The 22,864-nt window shown below is 40.8% G+C and carries 19 protein-coding genes; 1 reads left to right on the top strand and 18 read right to left on the bottom strand.

The features are described from left to right. Window positions 1-5 precede the first annotated feature (5 nt). The 17 genes from OXI21_RS08300 to OXI21_RS08220 all read right to left on the bottom strand — a co-directional run bounded on the left by OXI21_RS08300 (window position 6) and on the right by OXI21_RS08220 (window position 20,287). Window positions 6-2,006: a hypothetical protein gene (locus OXI21_RS08300; protein WP_279619101.1), complete on the bottom strand. Its 2,001-nt coding sequence runs from the start codon at window positions 2,004-2,006 to the stop codon at window positions 6-8. A 41-nt stretch (window positions 2,007-2,047) separates the two neighbouring features. Next, window positions 2,048-3,190, bottom strand: a complete 1,143-nt coding sequence (locus OXI21_RS08295) for a hypothetical protein (protein WP_279619100.1) — start codon at window positions 3,188-3,190, stop codon at window positions 2,048-2,050. Further along, window positions 3,178-3,780 carry an acyltransferase gene (locus OXI21_RS08290; protein ID WP_279619099.1) on the bottom strand — a complete coding sequence of 201 codons (603 nt, stop codon included), beginning with the start codon at window positions 3,778-3,780 and terminating at the stop codon, window positions 3,178-3,180. The genes OXI21_RS08295 and OXI21_RS08290 overlap by 13 nt, the downstream gene beginning before the upstream one ends. A gap of 41 nt (window positions 3,781-3,821) precedes the next feature. After that, window positions 3,822-7,193: a hypothetical protein gene (locus OXI21_RS08285; RefSeq protein WP_279619098.1), complete on the bottom strand. Its 3,372-nt coding sequence runs from the start codon at window positions 7,191-7,193 to the stop codon at window positions 3,822-3,824. Next, window positions 7,186-7,929: a 3-deoxy-manno-octulosonate cytidylyltransferase gene (gene kdsB / locus OXI21_RS08280; protein ID WP_279619097.1), complete on the bottom strand. Its 744-nt coding sequence runs from the start codon at window positions 7,927-7,929 to the stop codon at window positions 7,186-7,188. Before kdsB ends, OXI21_RS08285 begins: the two co-directional genes overlap by 8 nt. A gap of 8 nt (window positions 7,930-7,937) precedes the next feature. Then, window positions 7,938-8,780, bottom strand: a complete 843-nt coding sequence (kdsA, locus tag OXI21_RS08275; protein WP_347815528.1) for a 3-deoxy-8-phosphooctulonate synthase — start codon at window positions 8,778-8,780, stop codon at window positions 7,938-7,940. A 9-nt stretch (window positions 8,781-8,789) separates the two neighbouring features. Then, window positions 8,790-9,734, bottom strand: a complete 945-nt coding sequence (locus OXI21_RS08270; protein WP_279619095.1) for a KpsF/GutQ family sugar-phosphate isomerase — start codon at window positions 9,732-9,734, stop codon at window positions 8,790-8,792. 92 nt (window positions 9,735-9,826) lie between these two features. Continuing rightward, on the bottom strand, window positions 9,827-10,486 hold the full coding sequence (locus tag OXI21_RS08265) for an ABC transporter ATP-binding protein (RefSeq protein WP_279619094.1): 660 nt from the start codon (window positions 10,484-10,486) through the stop codon (window positions 9,827-9,829). Then, complete coding sequence (locus tag OXI21_RS08260; RefSeq protein WP_279619093.1) at window positions 10,483-11,274, bottom strand: ABC transporter permease; 792 nt, start codon at window positions 11,272-11,274, stop codon at window positions 10,483-10,485. Before OXI21_RS08260 ends, OXI21_RS08265 begins: the two co-directional genes overlap by 4 nt. A gap of 4 nt (window positions 11,275-11,278) precedes the next feature. After that, window positions 11,279-12,403: a polysaccharide biosynthesis/export family protein gene (locus OXI21_RS08255; protein ID WP_279619092.1), complete on the bottom strand. Its 1,125-nt coding sequence runs from the start codon at window positions 12,401-12,403 to the stop codon at window positions 11,279-11,281. Further along, window positions 12,396-13,502, bottom strand: a complete 1,107-nt coding sequence (locus OXI21_RS08250; protein WP_279619091.1) for a hypothetical protein — start codon at window positions 13,500-13,502, stop codon at window positions 12,396-12,398. Before OXI21_RS08250 ends, OXI21_RS08255 begins: the two co-directional genes overlap by 8 nt. Before the next feature lie 221 nt (window positions 13,503-13,723). Next, window positions 13,724-14,965 carry a capsular biosynthesis protein gene (locus tag OXI21_RS08245; RefSeq protein ID WP_279619090.1) on the bottom strand — a complete coding sequence of 414 codons (1,242 nt, stop codon included), beginning with the start codon at window positions 14,963-14,965 and terminating at the stop codon, window positions 13,724-13,726. Window positions 14,966-15,204: 239 nt separating this feature from the next. Next, window positions 15,205-16,293, bottom strand: coding sequence for an NAD(P)-dependent alcohol dehydrogenase (locus OXI21_RS08240; protein ID WP_279619089.1), 1,089 nt, complete (start codon window positions 16,291-16,293; stop codon window positions 15,205-15,207). Between the two features lie 138 nt (window positions 16,294-16,431). Next, window positions 16,432-17,244 carry a MetQ/NlpA family ABC transporter substrate-binding protein gene (locus OXI21_RS08235; protein WP_279619088.1) on the bottom strand — a complete coding sequence of 271 codons (813 nt, stop codon included), beginning with the start codon at window positions 17,242-17,244 and terminating at the stop codon, window positions 16,432-16,434. A gap of 6 nt (window positions 17,245-17,250) precedes the next feature. Further along, window positions 17,251-18,126: a MetQ/NlpA family ABC transporter substrate-binding protein gene (locus OXI21_RS08230; RefSeq protein WP_279619087.1), complete on the bottom strand. Its 876-nt coding sequence runs from the start codon at window positions 18,124-18,126 to the stop codon at window positions 17,251-17,253. 213 nt (window positions 18,127-18,339) lie between these two features. Then, on the bottom strand, window positions 18,340-19,350 hold the full coding sequence (locus OXI21_RS08225) for a 2-oxoglutarate and iron-dependent oxygenase domain-containing protein (protein WP_279619086.1): 1,011 nt from the start codon (window positions 19,348-19,350) through the stop codon (window positions 18,340-18,342). Window positions 19,351-19,636: 286 nt separating this feature from the next. Continuing rightward, window positions 19,637-20,287, bottom strand: a complete 651-nt coding sequence (locus OXI21_RS08220) for a hemolysin III family protein (RefSeq protein ID WP_279619085.1) — start codon at window positions 20,285-20,287, stop codon at window positions 19,637-19,639. A gap of 212 nt (window positions 20,288-20,499) precedes the next feature. Between OXI21_RS08220 and chrA the strand changes: the two genes are divergently transcribed. Beyond that, window positions 20,500-21,756: a chromate efflux transporter gene (chrA, locus tag OXI21_RS08215; protein ID WP_279619084.1), complete on the top strand. Its 1,257-nt coding sequence runs from the start codon at window positions 20,500-20,502 to the stop codon at window positions 21,754-21,756. Window positions 21,757-21,774: 18 nt separating this feature from the next. Here chrA and OXI21_RS08210 read toward each other — a convergent pair whose 3' ends face one another. Next, the gene (locus tag OXI21_RS08210) at window positions 21,775-22,833 is read right to left on the bottom strand and encodes a hypothetical protein (protein ID WP_279619083.1); all 1,059 of its coding nucleotides are present in this window, start codon (window positions 22,831-22,833) and stop codon (window positions 21,775-21,777) included. Between the last annotated feature and the right edge of the window lie 31 nt (window positions 22,834-22,864).

Here is a 22,864-nt window from a genome sequence, read left to right as displayed (position 1 = left end):
AATGCTTATCGCGAATGCCGATATACTCGATAGAGTGCTCGTAATTGATTCCACTTTCGCTCTAACCAATGGGTTTTAATCTCAGAATGGCGCTCTTTACGCATCGCCTCCAAAATGGTTAACGCCGTTAATGCATCCATTAATTCTCCCGTTTCAGGATTAATATAAGTAGGATATAAAAGCATACTACCAGCGACTAATTCCGCTAATGTGAGGGTTCGCGTACGCCGATTAACGAGCTGTTTATCCGTCGTTAATCCCCAGCCAGAATAAAATGGTGCTCCATAACAGGTCACCTTCTTTTTACGTAACAATGCTTCAAATCCAGAGAGAGATGTCATCGTATGTACCTCATCCACCGCTTGAATACAGCTCAGAATATCCGCATGAATCACCACATCATCCACATATTTTCTCGCATCTTCAATCGTCGTAATCGCTTTACGATTCCCGCTGACAACATCTGGATGGGGTTTATAGATAAGATAGGCTTTCGGATTTTCCTTACGCACCGCTTGGACAAGCTCGAGATTGGTTTTAATCCTTTCTGAACCAAATCGAATTGAGGCATCCTCTTCCACTTGCCCAGGAATTAAAATAACCGTCTCAGGCCGAGGGTTTGGCAACGTAACCCCCCCACTGCCCACATTGTATTTACCAATATGTTTCTCAATAAGATTGCTGATTAAACAATCGGCCATCTCTAATTCTGCATCATTGAAGCTGTGGTGTTGCAATAGATCTTCTAAACGAGATGGCGTACGAGCATCAAAATAGATCCCACGATCATCAATCACAAGCGACAATGGAGGCACCAGATTAGACCCCAATCCAACTGACCGAATAAACCCATCTTCCATGCGTAAAAGTGGGATTCCCACCTCCGTTGCCCACTTCGCAACCTGCGGATACTTCTGCCCCCAGATCATCACTTTTAGCTCGTTGGGCTTAGGATGGTTTTGAGAATAAAGCTCACAGGCTTTAAGCGTCTTAAAAAAGTGAACCTTATTATTATACGTTGTAAGAAATGGCTTTATGATGCGCTTTTTCCACCAAGAGAGCCCGACGCATAAAATCTCACCTTCAAGCAAGATGGCTCGCTCTTTCGCCATGACAAAGTATTTAAGCAGATCAAAAATATCGCCTCGCTCTTTCGTAAAAGGATTTAGGTAACGGCAATAGCGCAAATAAGCGGCGGCAAAGAGCTCTTCCAATGTTCGATCCTTACGCCTTTCCGCCTGCTGTAACGCCTGAATCTTAGCATGACGATCATCGGTAATCCCCCATCCGGCATACCAAGAGAGCCCAAATGTCACCACCTCTTTACCAAGCATTAATGCCTCAAACCCCATTTGTGAGGTTGCCGTGTAGACCCGATCCATCTTTTCCAATAGCGAGATTGGATTAATATTCTCAGATAATATTCGGATATTATCCCCATCCAACAGCCCCGTCAGATGCCCTTTTTTCTTTCCCGCTAATACATCCGGATGAATTTTCACCCAGATATCAGCCTCCGGATTTTCCGCTTTTGCGGCGGTGAGCATTGCCTCAAACGTTTCCGGTGTCACACCGCCATAAACGAGCGCCATATCACCGGCAGTTTGATCAATCACTAAAACCTGTTTTTTACTCTCATCTATTTCAAGATGCGCTGGCCACCCTGCTTTAACATGATTATATTTAGAAAGATGATGCTCTGTAATGAGCGCGATCGCCCGCTTTGCATCCTCTAAAAATGGCTCTAACGCACCATTATCTAATATTAAATTTTCAAGGCGCGACGGTTTCGAGGCATCATAATAGATCCCCAGATCATCCACCACAAGCGACAGTGGCGGATACCCTTCCACCCCCAATCCCACCGAACGCAGAAAGCCATCTTCCAAAGAGATATATGGAAGATGGTGTTTTTTAGCATACGCCCGAGCTTTAGCCGTATTGGGTTTGTTGCCCCAGCCAATAATACCAGCTAATTGAAATAATGATAAATATTTTCTATTCAACCACAGCTTATAACTAGAGAATTTTACTCTATTAAACATAATTAACAACTATATAAAAAATGTGCTATTTTTTCGGCAGTTGTATATTCTTTCATATAAGGATGAAAATACTTCGGATAAAGTATATATGCCACAGCCACTAACTCTTCTATTGATAATTGCCTATCTCTACGGTCATTAATTTGCCTATCATCCGTTAATCCCCAACCGGAATAAAAAGGGCAGCCTAAGGTAGTAACTTTAATATCTCTCATGAGTGCCTCAAGTCCTGACAAAGATGTAATCGTATATACATGATCTATAGTTTTAAATGCTTCTGATAATGCGATATTTTCAGTCAAAATTGTAATATTGTTAGCTAAACTACCACTAGAAAACTGTTTATTTTTTTTCAACACGTCTGGATGAGGCTTGTAAATAATTTGAGCGTTAGGATTTTCTGTTATCGCCACTTCCAGCAATTGCTGATTAGTAATTGGTTCTATACATCCATACTTTATGGATGCATCATGCTCAACTTGTCCAAGGACTAATACCCGTTTTTGAGACTTTTCACCGTATATTAAATCAACACCGCTATTAATCCCTTGATTATATTTACTAACACCCTTTTCTATTAAAAAATCAATTAAAGCTCTGGAAGCTTTTAATAATTGAGTATCTTCTTTAAAATCATAACTCAATAACATTTTTTCAAGATCAGATTCTTTAGTAGCATCAAAATATAGAGTTGTCCTGTCAAAAATTAAGGATGCTGGAGCGACATATTCTATACCTAGTTTTTTAGAGCGTAAAAAGCCATCCTCAACATAGTAGTATGGAATATTATTTTCTAATAAAAACTTTAATAAGTAATCTGGAGCATTCATTCCCCAGATTAAAAATCCATCCCCTGAATCTTTTAAGATTTTTGAAGCAAAAACCCGTAAAAATTTTTTTTCTGATAGATAAAATGGCAAGAATTCTAAAGAATTATTAGGATACCAATCTTGTAAAAAATCTCTTTTCCAGTAACTAAAGTGGTACAAATATAGTGCTGGTTTGTTGCAATTTTTATACGCATTACTAAATCGTTTGTTCAAAAACCTTTGCAATCCGTCATAAAAATATTGTTTAGGATTATTAAAAAATTTTTTAAGCTTGTTTTTTACACCATTTAATTTAATAAAACTTACCTTTCCCATATTATATTATTTTTAACTACTTTCGCAGGTGTTCCTGCAATGATGACATTACATGTCTCAAATTTTTTATTAACAAATGATGATGCACCTATAACACACCCATTGGGAATATTTGCTCCTTTAGAGACTATAACTCTTGCTCCGATCCATACGTTATCTCCAATAATAACTTTTTTTGCAGGATTAATTCTTTCTCCTGTATCTAAATCATAAATTTTATGCACGTCTGTGGATCTGATTTCAATTTCCCTAGAAAACATACAATTTTTCCCAATAATCACGTCTTCATCTCTACTTAAAATATATACTCCTTGCGCGGTAGTCCCCTCCCCAATAGTAACTAGACGGTTGTTCCCGACAACTAGTATATGACCAGTCCAACGAACATTAGCACCAATAATCAATTTGTTATTATTACCTTTAAAAACAATTTTTAATTTGTTAAAACTACAACCTTCCTCAATTATCAAGGTGTTATTTTCAGATTTCCTCCAAAAATGTATTTCATTTAACCCCTTAGTTTCTATAGTAGAAACTGAAAAATGGTTATCTGATATATTTCCTTTTATCTTAAAGTTACCGATCTCCATTCCTATACCCTCATATATATTTGTATGTTACACAAAATCACCTAGTCGAATTTATATTGATAACAATAATTTTTAGGCATGCTATTTCGATTTAGTAATATAAAATGGTCTTTTATATCAATCGTGTCTACATCGATATTACTCTCCGCCTGAACAGGCGTATTTAGTAAAGTATCATTTTTTAAACTAATCAATCGCTCTAATGCTTCTTCTGGACGAACTCGTACTTTATAAATTGGATCAAAGTAAATAGGATACAGTAAATATGCGCCAGCAAACACCTCTTCCAGCGTTAACGCCCTTGTTCGCCTAACATTCTCTTGACGATCATCTGTTAACCCCCACCCTGAATAAAAAGGGCATCCCAGTGTCGTGACTTTAATTCCTCTTAATAAAGCCTCAAAACCTGCTAAAGAAGTAATTGTATAAACATGATCTATAGTTTCAAATGATTGAGATAAAGATATATCTTCTTCCAAAACGTTACAAATATGCATCACATCTTTAGGGTTTGATTGCATTTTTCGCTTTTGATGCAACACATCTGGATGTGGCTTATAAATTATCTGAGCATTGGGGTTTTCAATATAAGCAATACGCACTAAATCATTATTTGTTAAACTTCGGGTACACCCATATTTAATAGATGCATCATCCTCAACTTGTCCAATCACTAAAACTCGTTTTGTATTTTTTTCTCCGTAAATCTCTTCAATATCTATTGCCTGTCCCTGATTATATTTGCTAATCCCCGTCTCCAATAAACGTTTCATCATCGTACGGGCTCTTTCTAATAACTCAAAATCACTATCAAAATCATATGTTAATAAGATTTCTTCTAAATCCGATGTTTTCTGAGCATTAAAATATAGTGTCTGACTATCAATTGCCATAGATAAAGGTATTGTATGTTCGGCTCCTAGACCAATGGAACGAATAAAACCATCTTCTACGTATTTTAATGGAATATTATTTCTTCTACAAAAACGTATAAGGTAACTAGGAGCATTCATTCCCCATACTAAAATCTCAACATTACTATTTTTTAAAACTTTAGATTCATACTTATTACTAAACTCTGAAGCGGTCATTTTAAAAGGGAAAAACTCAATATGACTTTCTACAAAAAAATCTTTAATAAATGTTTTCTTCCAGTCATTAAAACGATAAAAATAAAGTGTCTTATTAATAGCTGGAATTTCCACTGGCTCCGCCTGAACAGGCGTATTTAGTAAAGTATCATTTTTTAAACTAATCAATCGCTCTAATGCTTCTTCTGGACGAACTCGTACTTTATAAATTGGATCAAAGTAAATAGGATACAGTAAATATGCGCCAGCAAACACCTCTTCCAGCGTTAACGCCCTTGTTCGCCTAACATTCTCTTGACGATCATCTGTTAACCCCCACCCTGAATAAAAAGGGCATCCCAGTGTCGTGACTTTAATTCCTCTTAATAAAGCCTCAAAACCTGCTAAAGAAGTAATTGTATAAACATGATCTATAGTTTCAAATGATTGAGATAAAGATATATCTTCTTCCAAAACGTTACAAATATGCATCACATCTTTAGGGTTTGATTGCATTTTTCGCTTTTGATGCAACACATCTGGATGTGGCTTATAAATTATCTGAGCATTGGGGTTTTCAATATAAGCAATACGCACTAAATCATTATTTGTTAAACTTCGGGTACACCCATATTTAATAGATGCATCATCCTCAACTTGTCCAATCACTAAAACTCGTTTTGTATTTTTTTCTCCGTAAATCTCTTCAATATCTATTGCCTGTCCCTGATTATATTTGCTAATCCCCGTCTCCAATAAACGTTTCATCATCGTACGGGCTCTTTCTAATAACTCAAAATCACTATCAAAATCATATGTTAATAAGATTTCTTCTAAATCCGATGTTTTCTGAGCATTAAAATATAGTGTCTGACTATCAATTGCCATAGATAAAGGTATTGTATGTTCGGCTCCTAGACCAATGGAACGAATAAAACCATCTTCTACGTATTTTAATGGAATATTATTTCTTCTACAAAAACGTATAAGGTAACTAGGAGCATTCATTCCCCATACTAAAATCTCAACATTACTATTTTTTAAAACTTTAGATTCATACTTATTACTAAACTCTGAAGCGGTCATTTTAAAAGGGAAAAACTCAATATGACTTTCTACAAAAAAATCTTTAATAAATGTTTTCTTCCAGTCATTAAAACGATAAAAATAAAGTGTCTTATTAATAGCTGGAATTTCCACTGGCTCCGCCTGAACAGGCGTATTTAGTAAAGTATCATTTTTTAAACTAATCAATCGCTCTAATGCTTCTTCTGGACGAACTCGTACTTTATAAATTGGATCAAAGTAAATAGGATACAGTAAATATGCGCCAGCAAACACCTCTTCCAGCGTTAACGCCCTTGTTCGCCTAACATTCTCTTGACGATCATCTGTTAACCCCCACCCTGAATAAAAAGGGCATCCCAGTGTCGTGACTTTAATTCCTCTTAATAAAGCCTCAAAACCTGCTAAAGAAGTAATTGTATAAACATGATCTATAGTTTCAAATGATTGAGATAAAGATATATCTTCTTCCAAAACGTTACAAATATGCATCACATCTTTAGGGTTTGATTGCATTTTTCGCTTTTGATGCAACACATCTGGATGTGGCTTATAAATTATCTGAGCATTGGGGTTTTCAATATAAGCAATACGCACTAAATCATTATTTGTTAAACTTCGGGTACACCCATATTTAATAGATGCATCATCCTCAACTTGTCCAATCACTAAAACTCGTTTTGTATTTTTTTCTCCGTAAATCTCTTCAATATCTATTGCCTGTCCCTGATTATATTTGCTAATCCCCGTCTCCAATAAACGTTTCATCATCGTACGGGCTCTTTCTAATAACTCAAAATCACTATCAAAATCATATGTTAATAAGATTTCTTCTAAATCCGATGTTTTCTGAGCATTAAAATATAGTGTCTGACTATCAATTGCCATAGATAAAGGTATTGTATGTTCGGCTCCTAGACCAATGGAACGAATAAAACCATCTTCTACGTATTTTAATGGAATATTATTTCTTCTACAAAAACGTATAAGGTAACTAGGAGCATTCATTCCCCATACTAAAATCTCAACATTACTATTTTTTAAAACTTTAGATTCATACTTATTACTAAACTCTGAAGCGGTCATTTTAAAAGGGAAAAACTCAATATGACTTTCTACAAAAAAATCTTTAATAAATGTTTTCTTCCAGTCATTAAAACGATAAAAATAAAGTGTCTTATTAATAGATTTCTTTAACAACAAACGTCTGTTAAAATTTTTCCATGCATCATAAAAAAACAATCTGGGACTAAAAAAGAATTTCGACACTTTACTCATTGTTATCCTCTCTACTTTGCATTATTTTTTTTACCATCAATAACCCATCTTTTGTATCAACACCTGGATAAGCAAACTCAACTTCCATCATATAAATATCTACATCGTTAGATAACAGGCGAAGTTGCTCAAGAGATTCTGTTAACTCCAATGAGTTATTTTCCACCTTTGGATAATCGGCTAGTAGGTTTGAGCGATAGGCATAAACCCCAATATGCTTATAATATGGGAGCGCCGTTTCTTCACGTTTATAAGGAATTCTAGAGCGACTGAAATAAAGTGCTTTCTTGCCCTTACCCAAAACGACTTTTACTGAGTTTGGGTTGTTTGCCTCTTCCTCTGTAATTGGGTGACACATTGAAGCACAATCAATTTTTGGGTTGTTTTTTATTAATGTAACTAACTTACCCACATCCTCTACATTAATCAGTGGCTCATCACCTTGTAAATTAATATAGATATCTGCTTTTATCTTTTGAGAAACTTCTATTAAGCGATCAGTACCTGATGGATGATTTTTATCTGTCATCAAGGCTTTATAACCAAGTCCTTCGACTACCTCTAATATTCTTTGATCATCTGTTGCCACATAGACTTCATCAACACCTTTTACTTTATGAGCCGCCTCGACGACATGCTGAATCATTGGCTTTCCATTAATGTCGATTAAAGGCTTTCCGGGCAATCTAGAAGACTGATATCGAGCAGGAATTATAATAACTGTTTTTAATGACATAGCGCTTCCTATTTTATCTCTAAAACTGGGAATGATTTGACCACCTCATCCACCGCTTTAACTCTTTCTAAAAAAGGCTTTAAGAGTGATAATGGTAATGCACTAGGCCCATCACACTTTGCTTCATCAGGATTAGGATGGGCTTCTAAAAACAGTCCTGCTAAACGTGTCGCCATGCCTGAAAGAGCGAGATCTAATACTTGTTCTCTACGTCCCCCTGATGCTTTCTCTAATGGGTTGCGCTGTTGTAATGCATGGGTAACATCAAAAATAATTGGAGCATTATTACTAACCCTCTTCATAACACCGAAGCCTAGCATATCTACGACTAAATTATCGTAGCCAAAACAGGTCCCACGATCACAAAGAATGATTTGTTCATTACCCGCCTCCTTAAACTTCTCAATAATATTTACAGTTTGTGACGGACTTAAAAATTGGGGCTTTTTTACATTAATCGGTTTGCCTGTTTTAGCCATCGCAACAACTAAATCTGTTTGTCGTGCTAAAAATGCCGGTAGCTGTAATACATCGGCAACTTCTGCAACAGGTTCTGCTTGATAGGGCTCATGAATATCAGTGATGACAGGCACATTAAACTCATCTTTAACGGCTTGGAAAATCTTCATTCCTTCATCAAGACCAACGCCTCGATATGAATGAATAGATGAACGATTTGCTTTATCAAAAGAACCTTTGAATACAAGAGGAATGTTTAATTCATGTGTAATTTTTACATATTCTTCACAGGCTTTTAACGTTGAATCGAGTGACTCTAAAACGTTAATTCCTCCAAATAATACAAAAGGTAAATTATTACCTACCTGAATATTCTTAATTGTAAGCATTATTATCCCCCCTTAAATTGATTGTTCAAATAGTCCAACGACATGATTATCTTCATCTAATACAACTAGCGTATGAATTTTATTGTTTTTAAGATATTCTTCCGCTTTTACTAGATACTCATTTTTAGAAATTGTATGTGGCGCCTTAGTCATAATTTCTTGAGCCTCCAATGAGGTATCCATATTATTAGATAATAAGGCTCTGCGAATATCACCATCGGTAATAATCCCTTGAAGGTGCTCAGTCTTCCCTACAAGAGCCACACCTGCTTTAGAGGCCGTCATTTTTAATAGACACTTAGATAATGTATCTTGAGGCAATACAAATGGTAATACCTCACTTTGCATTTCATCCTCGACTTTACATAATAATTTTCGTCCAAGACTTCCACCAGGATGAAATTTAGCAAAGTCTTCTGGTTTAAAATCTCTGGCTTTCATTAAAGCCACTGCCAAAGCATCCCCTAATGCAAGAGTAACTAATGTAGAGGATGTTGGTGCTAGATTATTAGGGCAAATTTCTCTTTCAACACCGATATCTAAAAAAACATCTGAATGGATCGCTAGTGTAGATTCTGCTTTCCCTGTAATTGCAATGATTTTATTACCAAAGCTTTTTAAGCTAGGAATTAATTTATTAACCTCATCCGTTTCACCGCTATAAGAGATGAGAATTAACACATCGGATGATTTAATCATCCCTAAATCCCCATGGAATGCTTCTGTTGGATGAATAAAAAAACTGGGGGTACCAGTAGATGCGAGCGTTGCAACAATTTTTTTACCAATTAAACCTGATTTTCCAACTCCCGAGATGATTACGCGTCCTTCGCACGCTAAAATGGTATTGATTGCATGAACAACTTCACCATTTAATTTTTCTTTCCATCTCGACAATGTCTCAACTTGTGCGTCAACCGTTTCTCGAACAATTTCTATATATTTTTGATCAATCATTTTCACCAATCTCTATCAACTATTCTTTTATATCTATCTATTAATAATCAGCGCTATAACAATACTCTTATTCCGTTATATTGCAAGCCTATCTATAAGTTTTGATAAACTTTTATGCCCTCTTCTATATCATCATAAAGTGTCGCTTTTCCGCCATCGAGCACTAACACAAGATCACACATTGTGCGTACTTGGGTCATTCCATGGGTGACTAAGATAATGTTTGCTTTCCCCACTTTGTCCTTAAAGGCATCGCTTGCCTTTTTCTTAAAGTGAGCATCCCCTACGGACATCGCCTCATCGACGAGATAGTAATCAAACTCAAAAGCAAGGCTCAAGCCGAATGCTACCCGCCCGCGCATGCCTGATGAATAGGTTTTGACGGGGAGATCAAAGTATTCCTCAATTTCTGCAAATGCCTCTACAAAACGAACCTTTTCCCGCAGTGCATCTCCGCGAAAGCCTTGGGTGCGTGCAATAAACTTTACATTTTCTCGTGCAGATAATGAGCCTTGAAAACCACCGGATAACCCAACGGGCCATGAGATCGATTTATCCGTAATAATCTCGCCACTATCGGGCGTATCCACTTTAGCCAGTAGATTCATTAGCGTTGATTTGCCGGCGCCATTTCTTCCAATGATGGCCACATTTCGATCGGTTGGGATCGTAAATGAGAGATCCCTAAATACATATTTCCGCCCGCCCTTATGATGCAGATAGGATTTTGTGAGATTCTTAACTTCGATCATCGCATTAATAATTGGTCTCGTCGTACACGATAGAGGCCAATTCCTATAAAGAGAAAGATAATGGTGCAAGTTAATGGGTAGGTTTGCGAAACGCCCGGAATATCGGGATATGAGGTAAAGACAGCAGAACGGATATTACTCACAATATGGGCATAAGGATTCCACAATACCCAGTGCAGATAACGTTCCGGAATGATCCAGAGCGGAAAAATTACCCCGGAGATAAAATAGAGTGGCATAAAGAGAAGACGAACCATCGACTTCATATTGGGCATCACTTGCACCAATACAGAAAGCATAATACCGAGTCCAAAGGAAAAGAGAATGCCAATAAAGATGGAGTAGACCCACTCAACAGGATAGGCGATAGAGACATCATACCCGGCCCAAAACCCTAAAATGAAGATAAAAATGCCATAGATACACGTTGAGATAATAAACTCAACAATAACCCGGGCAATATAAGTATCAAAGATCTTAATATTGGGATAGGCAAAGAGCGCTTTATTGGCATCCACCGCGCTCATTAATTGAATTGCAAGATTACGCATTAAGAAAAAAGGAATCATGCCCGTTAAGAAAAAGACGGGGAAATCCATCCCGGGTACATGACGAGCACGAATAACAGTAAAGATAAACATCATAGCGCCCACATGAGCGGCAGGCTCAAAGAGCATCCAAAATGCCCCCATACGTCGGCTACCAAAGCGGGTCAACATCTCGCGCAGGACTAAGGCGAAGATGACATCGCGCATAATTTGGAGTGAAGAGCGTTTCTTAACAGCCATAACGTTATAGATTATCGATTGTTTTACCCAAGACGAGTACTTGAATAATGGGTGAAATCATTTTTTGGAACTCGTAGACATGCGCATTTGTCACATATACGGCATCTTCTGGATGAATGAGGAATTGCCGTGCTAAAAACATCGATGTGGGATCACGCATATCGAGATGGAAGACGAGCGGCTTTTCCTTAGAGGTCACCCGCGCGAGTGTTTTATCATAGGCGATCGTTTCAGGCAATCTAAAGATAAAGACACCGCGAGCATCGGCTTTTTGTTCGCTTAAACCACCGACGCTACCCAATACCTCTAAAAGACTCGGAGATTGTGAGGGGAAATCATGCAATCCTGGCTGATTCACTGCGCCCATCGCAACAAAACGTTTACGAGCACGCTCTAAGACAATCTCTGCATTAGGGGCAACGGCAAAGTTTAATCCATTGAGTAAGTCTTGATAATTATAACGATCCGCAGACTTCCCATTACGCACGACAACATCCACCAGATATGGCTCGAGCTTCGGCCCGCCTGCTTGATTGATCGCATCTAAAACGGTTAAAGGTCCTTCCAACGTTGAAAATCGGCCTGGGCTATTGACATCTCCTGCCACTAACACCGAACCACCGAGATCCCCAACTAAAGAGACAAAGACTTGAGGATCGAGCGTATAACGTTTAACTTGATCACGAATCGCTTTTTCTGCTTGATCGACGCTCAACCCCGCGACTTTAATATTCCCAGCATAGGGTAATGAAATTGCGCCTTTCGCATTAATCCGCACCTTATCAAAGACGGTTCCTCCACCAGCAAGCGGGGCAAATAACCCGCCTTCCTCCGCACTATCGGAGATCATGACTCGAAGCACATCCCCCGATGAGAGTCTTAATTCTGGGATAGATGTTCGCGTCACTTCCGGTTTTAGTCTTGGTTCGGCGGGACGCATATAGGGAATAATATTCTCAGCAGAGAGCGTAACTAACGTGTAATCCTGCTTTTCAGAAGAGGCTTGTGACACAATGCGATTTTTGCTAGGCCCAGCACCTGAAAAAACACTGCTACAACTGCTTAAAGTAATGAGTGCGGTAAATGAGGCAAGGAGTCGAATCATACGTTTTTTTGATCGGTTATTCACGGTGATCCTCAATAGATGCAATCACAAATCGAGTAATGCCATATAAGAGGCAAAGTGCGATAAAGATTGTGATTAGATTATAAAGATGTCTTGGATAGAGTGGATATTCTGGTAAATTTGGCTCCACGACAGCCACTAAATTGCGTAGATTTTTTGTGGTTTCTAATTTAGCATTTTCCACAACCGCCAGACTTGTTTTATAAAATTCTTCGGCTACCAACGTATCCACTTGAAGCTTACGATATTCAGAGGCAATCACATTAAGGGGATCATCTAAGGATTCAAGGGAGGTAATCCGCCCCTTTTCAGAGGCTAATTGCTCTTCAAGTGCCTTGATTTTATTCGTTTGCGCGCGTATTTGTGGCGCATCGGTGGCAAGCGTTGCAACAAGTGCTTTCAATTTTGCATTCTCTTTAGCGATCTCTGCCTCGAGCGTACTCACTATCCCAACCATAGAGACCGCAGTGGCTTCTGCATCGAGTAGATTGTAGCGATTTTGAAACGCCAACATTCTATTTTTGCTCGCTTCATAGCGCTCTGTGGAAGCGAGAAGTTCTTTACGGGCAAACTCTAACTGCTCAAGCGCCATATCTCGAGAGATTGCATTGACAAAAACCTCACTACTTTTTAGGATCTCTTGTAATACTTTTTGTGAATATTCAGGGCTAAATGCTTGAACGTCAATCTTTAATAGCCCAGTGGTTTCATCATAGGTCGCGCCCACCATCTTTTGATAATATTTGAGTTTTTTCTCTAAAGGTGCGGAATGGTTAAGCCAGTAGAGAGGATCTAAGATATGGCCTGAGTAGTGTTCGGTCCAATCAGCGACATCTTCTAAATATAGAAGCATATCGTGCGATAAAATATGCTCGCGTAGATAGAGGGTATATTCTCTTGAGGCGGGATCGGCACTCCCCATTAACAGCGCAAGCCCCGGCATACTTGCCTGTTGCCCGCTTTCTGCTTGGCGCACCACAATTTGAGCATTGCTCACATAGCGATTCGATGCAAACAGGCTAAAATAGATAATTGAGATCACCATGGGAATAATGATCATCCATATAGCGAGAGGTTGTAATTTAAGTTTTTTAACCGACATAAATGAGGCTCTATAGACCTGATGAATCAAACAAGGGGTTTATCTTAACCAAGAAAAAGGATGATGCAAACCTTTAGCTTACTAATTTTACTATCCTTCGCTAAAGCGCCATAGAATCATATCAAAAAAGAGCGATTCTTACCGAAAATTATCACTTTCTAAATGATTCTTAACAAAGAAAACTTATTTTATATTCTTCAATAATATCAATCTGCTGTACATCACTCACAACTAAAAATAATGGGAAGCTTCCCGCTCTGATCACGATAGAAATTGCCATTGAGTTGTGTTTTATGGAGAAGATAACGCCGATAGGCATTAAATGCGCTACTATCAGGACGCATGGGATCTTTCCAAAATTTTGCAAGGGTCTGTTGATCGGTTAACCCATCAAAATCATAATGCGCTTCACCCAATGCTTTTACCGGAATGCCATGAATCATTCCCGATAAACCGCTGGTACTATTGAGTACTACCATCCCGGCGGCTTCTCGCATCAAAGTGGGGAGATTCACATCAAATAGATAGTGGACCCGCCCTTCAATGCCATAGCGTTTACTCAACTTCTTAATAAGCGCACCATAATGATTAAACCCCCGATCCATGGGATGATGCTTAAAGACTAGTTGCGTCTCTTTAGGGGCATATTTGGCAAACGAGTAGAGCAGATGCCGAATAAATGAAGGCACTGACTTCCCACGACCATTGGCGGTCACTTGGCTATCGTTATATACCTGAAGCGGTGCGATAAAAAAGCGCCCTAACCCACCTTTTTCCACGAGACGCGCAAATCGATTTTCTCGAAACTGATAAGTAAAGTGCCGATAGCCTGATAAGAGCCATGCACCTACATAGATCGATAATTGTGTTTCACGATGATGTTGATATTGAGCATACTCTTGTTTTTGTTTATCCATTTCATAGTAATAACGCATTGCAAGTAACGCTCTAGGCACAAATCCACTCGCCATCGGCAAAGGTGCTTTTGGCTCTTCTAAGCATGTTTGTAAACTTAGGTAATACTCCGCCTTTTGCATAAGACGGGAGTTATAATTAACGCCCCATTTTTCAAACGTGATGTAGTGAGGCCGTAAATACCCTTCCTCAAATGCCCAAAATGAGCGTTGCTCTTTATTCTCTAAGCAGAGCTCTTTGGCGATCTGATGGTAAATACGTTGATGACCAAAACAGACAATGGCATCAATCTCATTGGCCTCTACATATTGCTTTAAAAAGGCCTTAAACTCATCGATTCCACCATGATAAGAGAGGCTTTTGTTATCTTTTTCAGGATAATAGTAACGATCCCCACCATTAAAGTTGATCTTATAGGCCGTCATTGCGTGGTTTTCTTCTAAGTACTCACTTAAACGCGCAAAAAAGGGCCCTACGGGACCTTGTAGAAACAAAACCCGTTCTGTATTTGCTGTAAATTCTTGCCAGTAACTTTGAATCGTTGCCATTAATAACTATCACGCTTTGCCGAAATCAGAGTGCATTATACACGCTATTAAAATGTTAGCTTTAGTAAATATTCTTCAATTTATTATAGTAACTAAATAGTCTCTTGGAATGTTTTCTACTTGGTGATTACCAGGCTCAACAATAGGTATATGCTCAAAAAATAACCCCTCCAAAATTTGAAGGGGTCTCTATTATCTTAAATTTAAATGTTAAATTTCGTGAAAATGTTCTTTAAAGCTTAAAACGTCACGATGGGCTTAATCACTTTGCCACTTGCGGAATCTGCGAAGGCTTGATTGATCTCTTCAAAGGGGTAGAATTTTACCAGACGATCGAAGGGGAATTTCCCTTGTTTGTAGAGTGAGATGAGTGTAGGGATAAAGATTTTTGGAATGCTATCACCCTCGATGACGCCGATGAGTGATTTTCCTTCCCACATCAGCTCGTTGTGAATATTGAGTGTGACATCACCGGTAAAGCCGACAATGGCCACCACTCCGAGCGGTTTCACTCCGGCAAGCGCCTGTTTAACAACAGCCTCGACACCGGTCGTTTCAATCGCGTAGACGGCGCCAAATCCGGTCAGCGCTTTAATGTTGGCAACGGGATCTTCATTTTTACTATTAATGGTATGTGTCGCGCCCAATTCTTTCGCAAGATCGAGGCGATGATCATGAATATCAACCGCCACAATGGGATAACAGCCGATCGCTTTTGCCGCCATAATGGCACTTAATCCCACCGCGCCCGTCCCATAAATCACAATCGATTCATTTGCTTTCGGGTTTAACCGATTAAGCACCGTTCCGGCGCCGGTTTGAATCCCGCAACCTAATGGCCCGAGCAGTCGTAAATCGATCTCTTTATCGACTACAATCACATTTGTTGCTTTAGTCACCACCACCTCACTAAATGAGGATTGCCCGAAGAAGATGGAAAGTGCTTCCCCTTCATAGGAATATGGCGAACCGCCCCCTTTTAACGTACCGCCAAAGTTAAGCGGGTTAAAATCTTCACAGACTGTTGGATGGCCTGAAAGACAATGTGAACAGTGTTGGCAACTCGAGAAACTGAGCACCACATGATCACCAATGGAGACCGAATCAACATCCTCGCCAACGGCGGTCACAACGCCCGATCCTTCATGCCCTAAAATTCCCGGAAGTGGGAAAACGCCCTCTAAATCACGCGCCACAGCATCTGTATGGCACACGCCCGAGGCCACCATTTTAATCTGTACTTCATCGTGTTTGGGTGGTGCAACATCTACATCACAAATTTTAAGCGCTTCCCCCAATTTAAAGGCAACGGCTGCTTTCGATTTCATATCGACTCCTTATATTTATATTCATTGAATTCTCTATAGTAACACTAATGTATACAATTCAATCGATATTTAATTCGACATTAATCACGAAATGCCATTTTTCCATGATGGGCTGCTATGAGAAATCACACTAATAAACTAACGTGAATTCCACGAGGCAGGATGTTTGTAACCTGGGAAATTTTCCTTAATATAGGCCTTATATTCTGCCCCATGATAAGCTTCCGTAATCGCTTTAACCCAGTCACTCTCCGCATCTTCCGGGCGAATGACGGCCCAATTGATAAAGTTGTAATGGGGATCGGTAAAGAGCGCTTCGGTAAATGGAATGCCAGAACTTGCTGCAAAATTTCCCGTAATAATGGCATAATCCACATCCACCCGAATTCTAGGAATGAGTGGCGATTCGATCTCTTTTAAAATAATGCCGTGAGGATTGGAGATAATATCCTTAGCGCTCACTGAAAAAGGATCGGCCACATTCTCCGAGAGCTCAATCCAGCCAAGATCCTGCAGTAAGATAAGTGCTCTAGAATAATTAGTTGTATCGAGCGGCACAGCCACAACAGCGCCCTTTTCAACCTCTTGTAACGTCTGTTTACGCCCACTATAGAGCCCTAAAGGCCCTGTCGGAATTTGAAAGATCGGCAATAGATTACTATTGTTACTTTGATTAAATCCCTCTAAGAAAAATCGATGTTGAAAGGTATTAATATCGATACTGCCATCATTGAGCGCAATATTGGGCCCCATAATATCGCTAAACTCCGTCACCTTTACCGTATAGCCCTGCTTTTTAAGCTCGGGGGCAATAAAATCACGCGCCATTGTGCCAAAATCTCCTACCGACGTACCGATCCGAATCACTTTTTGCTCATCGCTCGAATTGGAGAAACAACCGGCCAAAATAATACCGATACCTATATATAAAAATGCCTTGAATCGCATCATCGCCTCCTACCAGCTTAAGGGTAAATTGTAGCCAGGGAAATGCGCTTGCGTGTACGCTTTAAATCCATCTGAATTGATAATATCGATCAACGTTTTCGCCCAAGGAGTGTCGCTATCGGCCTTTTTCACCACAACCCAATTGACAAAATGTTTGCTCGGTTCAATATAGAGCGCATCGGTAAATGGAATCCCCGCATCTTGCGCAAAATTCCCATTAATCACCGCATAATCCACATCTTGACGCGCCCGCACCATCTGCGCCGCTTCAATCTCTAAAATCTTCAGGTTTTTAGGGTTTGAGGTAATATCCGTTTTACGCACCCGAAAAAAATCAATATCCTCTTTGAGCGTAATCCAACCTAGCGCCTCTAAAATGCGCAATCCCCGTGAAAAGTTGGTGACATTGGAGGGAATCCCAATCGTTGCTCCCTCTTTGACACTGTCCAATGAGTGAAGCTTACCGCCATAGAGTCCGAAAGGCGCGGTCGGCACTTGGACAATCGGCGTTAGCATTGCGTTATAATTTTCATTAAATTCATCTAAATAGGGTTTATGTTGGAAGATATTGACCTCAAGCGAGCCCTCATGCACGCCCGTATTGGGAATCACAATATCGGTAATCTCTTTTAGCGTGACCTGATAGCCCGCCTTTTCAAGTTCAGGCCCGATATAATCCCGAACCATATCAGCAAAATCCCCCGGTGAGGTGCCAATCCGAATGGTCTGTTGATCGGGGTTTGTTTGAGGCGTTGCTTTCGTACTAATATCCGACTCTGCCTCAGAACAGGCGGTTAAAACAAGGCCGGCAATCAATAGATAAAAGAGCTGCTTTGCGCGTTTATTAATTTTATTCAATTTTTTAAGATAGGTAACGGTAATCATAATGATCTCCTTTGGTTATTTTATTGTTCGTTATGTCGTTGTTATATGGACGATGGCCGAAAGGAAACGATCGAGGCGTTTACTCATCTCTGCTTAGCTGTCTGCCCGCAAGCATTTCCAAATCGGCATCTGTGTGACGTATATCGTTTTTTTTGCCCTGTGATTTATCGGTTATTGATCCTCTAGAGAGTTTCGAGTGTTCTATCCATTAATTTATCCATCAATGCGTAGATCGGCATAATGGCGTTTTGCTACATCGGGATGGGAACGTAAGCGCCCTTTTAAGAAGTTTTTCCCGATTTGAGTAAAGAGCGGATTTTTTGGATCTTGAGTGATACTAAACGATTTGCCTTGAAGCGCCTCGGGCAATGTAATTAATGGTACCGTTGCATCAAGTTGTGAGGTTAAGAAAAAGGCGTGCGAATAGCGATCAACCCCTACAGGTGGCGTTACGACGCGATGCAGTGTTGCTTTAAGATAGCCTTGGGAAGCAATCTCTAATAGCTCCCCAATATTGACCACAAACGTGCCCGGAATCGGTTCGGCCAATACCCACTCATCCCCTTTTAATACCTCAAGCCCAGCGGTCTCATCTTGCTGAACAAAGGTGAGATAGCCTGAATCTTTATGCGGACCAACCCCTTGGATACTATCCTCAATCCCCGGGTAATGAATCGCTTTCGATAAGACTGAGGGTTTATGGGCGTAGGTGTGCGCAAACACATCTTCATCTTGCCCAAGCGCGAGCGCAAAGGCCGATAGCAGCGATTTTGCGAGCTCGGTTTGCTCTTTTTGTAACTGCTGTAGCGTCCCTTTCAGTTCCGGTACCGCTTCTGGCCATTGATTTGGGCCTTGAAGACGTAACCAAGGCTGATCCTCAGGAATTTCATCAAGAGGGATCGCTTCATACTCAGGCATATAATCGAGTTGCTCCCGCGTATCAGGATTCTCCCGAGTAATCTCATCATGCAGTTGGGTATACCCGCGAAAATGAGGGGAATTGACCATGTGAATGGCGCGTTTTTGCTCTAGTGGCAATGAGAAAAAGGTTTTCGCATGGGTAAACGCATCCTCAATCAAGCTCTGTGAGATACCATGATTTTTAAGATAGAAAAAGCCGACTTCATGGGCGGCATATCCCAAATCTGCTACAAATTGCTGACGGGATTCGCCCCCTTTAATAAATTCAGCATAATCGAGGATCGGTAAATTAAACTCAGACATTGTCTCTCCTTATCAACATTAAGACATAAAAAAAAAGAGCTGCCGTTTGAGCCGCTCTTGTGTCACACCTGTTGCTAGTGGAGTATCTTCATTTTATCTATTTTCCAGTGCTATTCTAGTGCTGTCATATAAAAATGTCTGAAGATGGACGCTTTAGCTGTTGTGCCCGCAAGCTGTTTTTTCAAATCGGCATTGACTTAGATATAGCGGGAGTTTGATTATCTGTCAATACCTTATTTTAATTTACAACTTAATAGATTGGTGGATTCATCGGTAATGGCTCTCCTTAAAGCGGATTTCCCACATAAAAAAGAATGCTAAAATAGTGGCACGCGCTCCCTGCGATGACAAAGAGATGCCAAATCCCATGGAAATGTTTGACCTTTTCATCGAACACAAAAAATAAAATGCCGACGGTATAGATAATGCCCCCGAGCACGAGCCAAAATAACCCGGCAGTTGAGAGCGTTAGCATTAAAGGTTTTGCGGCGATCACAATGAGCCAGCCCATCACCACATATAAGAGCATCGAGAATACTTGCGTCCGCCAGCCGATCCAAAATTCCTGAATCACCCCTATCAGACACAATCCCCACGATACGCCAAAGAGAGACCATCCCCATGGTCCCCGAAGGGTAACGAGCGTATAAGGCGTATAACTCGCAGCAATCAAAATATAGATCACCGCATGATCAAGGCGCTGGAAAATCTGTTTGGTACGCTCTTTTTTAAGGCCGTGATAGAGCGTCGATATCGCATATAACAGAACGAGTGCCGCCCCATAGATCGACACGCTCACGATCTTCCATGCATCTTGATAGAGACTCGAATGCACAATCAAAAAGACCATTCCACCGAGTGCAAGCAGCGTCCCAATCAGATGCGTATAGATATTAAATCGCTCCCCTTGAATTGTCTGTTGATTTTCTGCGTTCATTATTTTGCCCCTCTCTATTTAATCGCTATTTAATGGCTGTTCAATGGATATTGATTAGGCATATTTTACGGCAAATGATCTCCCCACATGCAAATCTCTTTTGATAACTTCTTTAACGCCTGTCACCTCCTTGTCATCAGCTTGTCATATTGATTTAATACGCTATGCTACGGGAAGACGCGCCGACGCTTAAATTATGAAGGGATCCATTGATGTTAACGCCGCCACAATATGACTCAACACAGACACATTCGAAATTTGGATCTAAATTTAGAATGTTCTGGGAGATTTTCCTCGTATCGCTCAAACTTGGGCTCACCTCATTTGGGGGACCCTCGGCGCATTTAGGCTATTTCCATGAAGTCTATGTACGCCGGCACCGGTGGCTTTCTGAAAAGGCGTATGCCGATCTCATTGCGCTCGCTCAATTTCTCCCCGGGCCTTCGAGCAGCCAAATTGGGCTTGGCATCGGAATGACTCGCGGAGGACTTTTAGGAGGCATCGCTGCCTTTTTAGGCTTTACGCTTCCTTCAGTGATTTTATTAATGCTCTTTGCGCTCTCGCTCACCGCCTTTGAGCTTCCCTTTTTAAGCGGATTAATTCACGGGCTAAAACTTGTGGCCATTGCCATTGTGCTGCACGCCTTAAGCGGCATGGCAAAGACCTTAACGCCCGATAATACGCGCCGCGGCATTGCGCTATTTGCGTTAATTGTAGCGCTCCTTTGGCATCACGCCCTTGCGCAAGTGGTAATTATTGTATTGACGGCTCTCTACGGACTATTTTTCTGTAACGCGGACCATTCTGATGGCCGAGATAGCGCGCCCCCAATTAAACAACCGCTTAATCAACCCCTTAATAAATCGATCGCCTATGGTGCGCTCGTGCTCTTTATGATCTTTCTCGTTGGGCTCCCCGTACTGAGCTACTTTATCGATAATCCTCAATCCGGTGTCACGTTATTTGAGAAGTTTTACCGCTCAGGGGCGCTTGTTTTTGGAGGCGGTCATGTTGTGCTCCCGCTCCTTGAGCAAGAATTTGTGCCAACGGGATTGATTGCTCATGAAACCTTTATCGCAGGCTACGGAGCAACGCAAGCTGTACCCGGGCCACTCTTTACCTTTGCGGCTTTTATTGGTACGGATATTGGCGGAATACTTGGCGGGATGATGGCTACGATCGCGATCTTTCTCCCCGGGTTTCTCCTTATGGTTGGGGTAATGCCCTTTTGGGAAAGCCTCCGCCGTTATCGCAAAGCTCGCGGAGCCCTAATGGCTGTCAATGCGGCAGTGGTTGGGTTATTGTGTGCCGCCTTTTATACGCCACTCTGGACCTCTACCATCCATAGCCCCAAAGATCTTTCCATCGCCGCCCTCCTCTTTGCTCTTATTGCATTCTGGCGTCTCCCCCCGTGGAGCATCGTCTGCATTGGCGCGACCTTTGGCATCCTGTCGGAAGCCCTTGTTTAATCGACTCTATTTAATCGGTTATTTAATATCCTTAGTTACATAATTAAGGCGGTGATAATTCAGTAGACACACAAAAATTCCGCCGGCATAACAGCATATAAGCGCATAAAACATCCCATCGACGGTGATATCGACATATGGCTGCAAAAAGGGACTCAAAAAGAGTATGCCGAGCCCGATCAATCCGCCAAGTGCAAACCCTAAGTTAATTACCCCCAGCGGTTTAATGAGTACCCCAAGATAGCCAAACGCCATAATGCCGATATAGCCACTGACTATGTGCAGAAATAGAAGCGTAAGCCAATCAAATGGAATAAACGGGGTTTCCGGCTCGATCGTACGAAACAAAAGCAAAAAGGCTGCAAGAATCGCAATAAAGAGCGTATAAAAGCCACTCTGTAACAGCGGGACTAATTGATCCCGAAACCTCATCCGTTCAGGCTCAAGAATGGTATCAACGAAAATACTCCCTTGATAAGGTTCGAGCATTAATGTGCCATTCCACTTATCGGGAATGCCTGTCACCAACACCTCTTCCCCCACAAGAATTCGCTTTTCAAGCGCAATAATACCTCCTGCTAAGGTGATATTGCGCTCGCTACGCACCGACAGTGGCCGATCATTTAAAATGCGAACCCGCCCCGTGCCATCATTAATATAAAATCCCATCTGCTCGGCTTGATTATTCAGCGCCGTATATTTGGAGGGCGTGGCCGTCTTCCCAATATCTAGATTCGCGCCGAGCTCAGTATAGACAAGTGCCTCCTGATCGACTCCAGAAAAGATCGGCATCTCATCGGTCTCCACAATGCCGCAGATCGTGATCGGCTTGTTAAACACTTGATCGGAATGCTCAAAAATCGCCTTAATATCCGCTATCGTCACCCTTGGGTATTTCTCTCGATAAAAAGCAAAGCGGGCAACGCCATATAAAAAGAGCACAATCGGCACCATAAACCCAATAAAGATCATGATCTCATCGAACGCGATAATCCGGCAACCGATCACCACAACCATCCAAATAAAGAGAAAAAGATACGCCCCGATTAAAGGGTGCTGAATCATGCGCAGGCTCATAACAGTCATTCCATAGCGTTAAACACTCCTA

It is taken from the genome of Ignatzschineria sp. RMDPL8A, from assembly GCF_029815055.1.
Classification (GTDB): domain Bacteria; phylum Pseudomonadota; class Gammaproteobacteria; order Cardiobacteriales; family Wohlfahrtiimonadaceae; genus CALZBJ01.
This window is presented reverse-complemented; position numbering and strand designations above follow the sequence as displayed.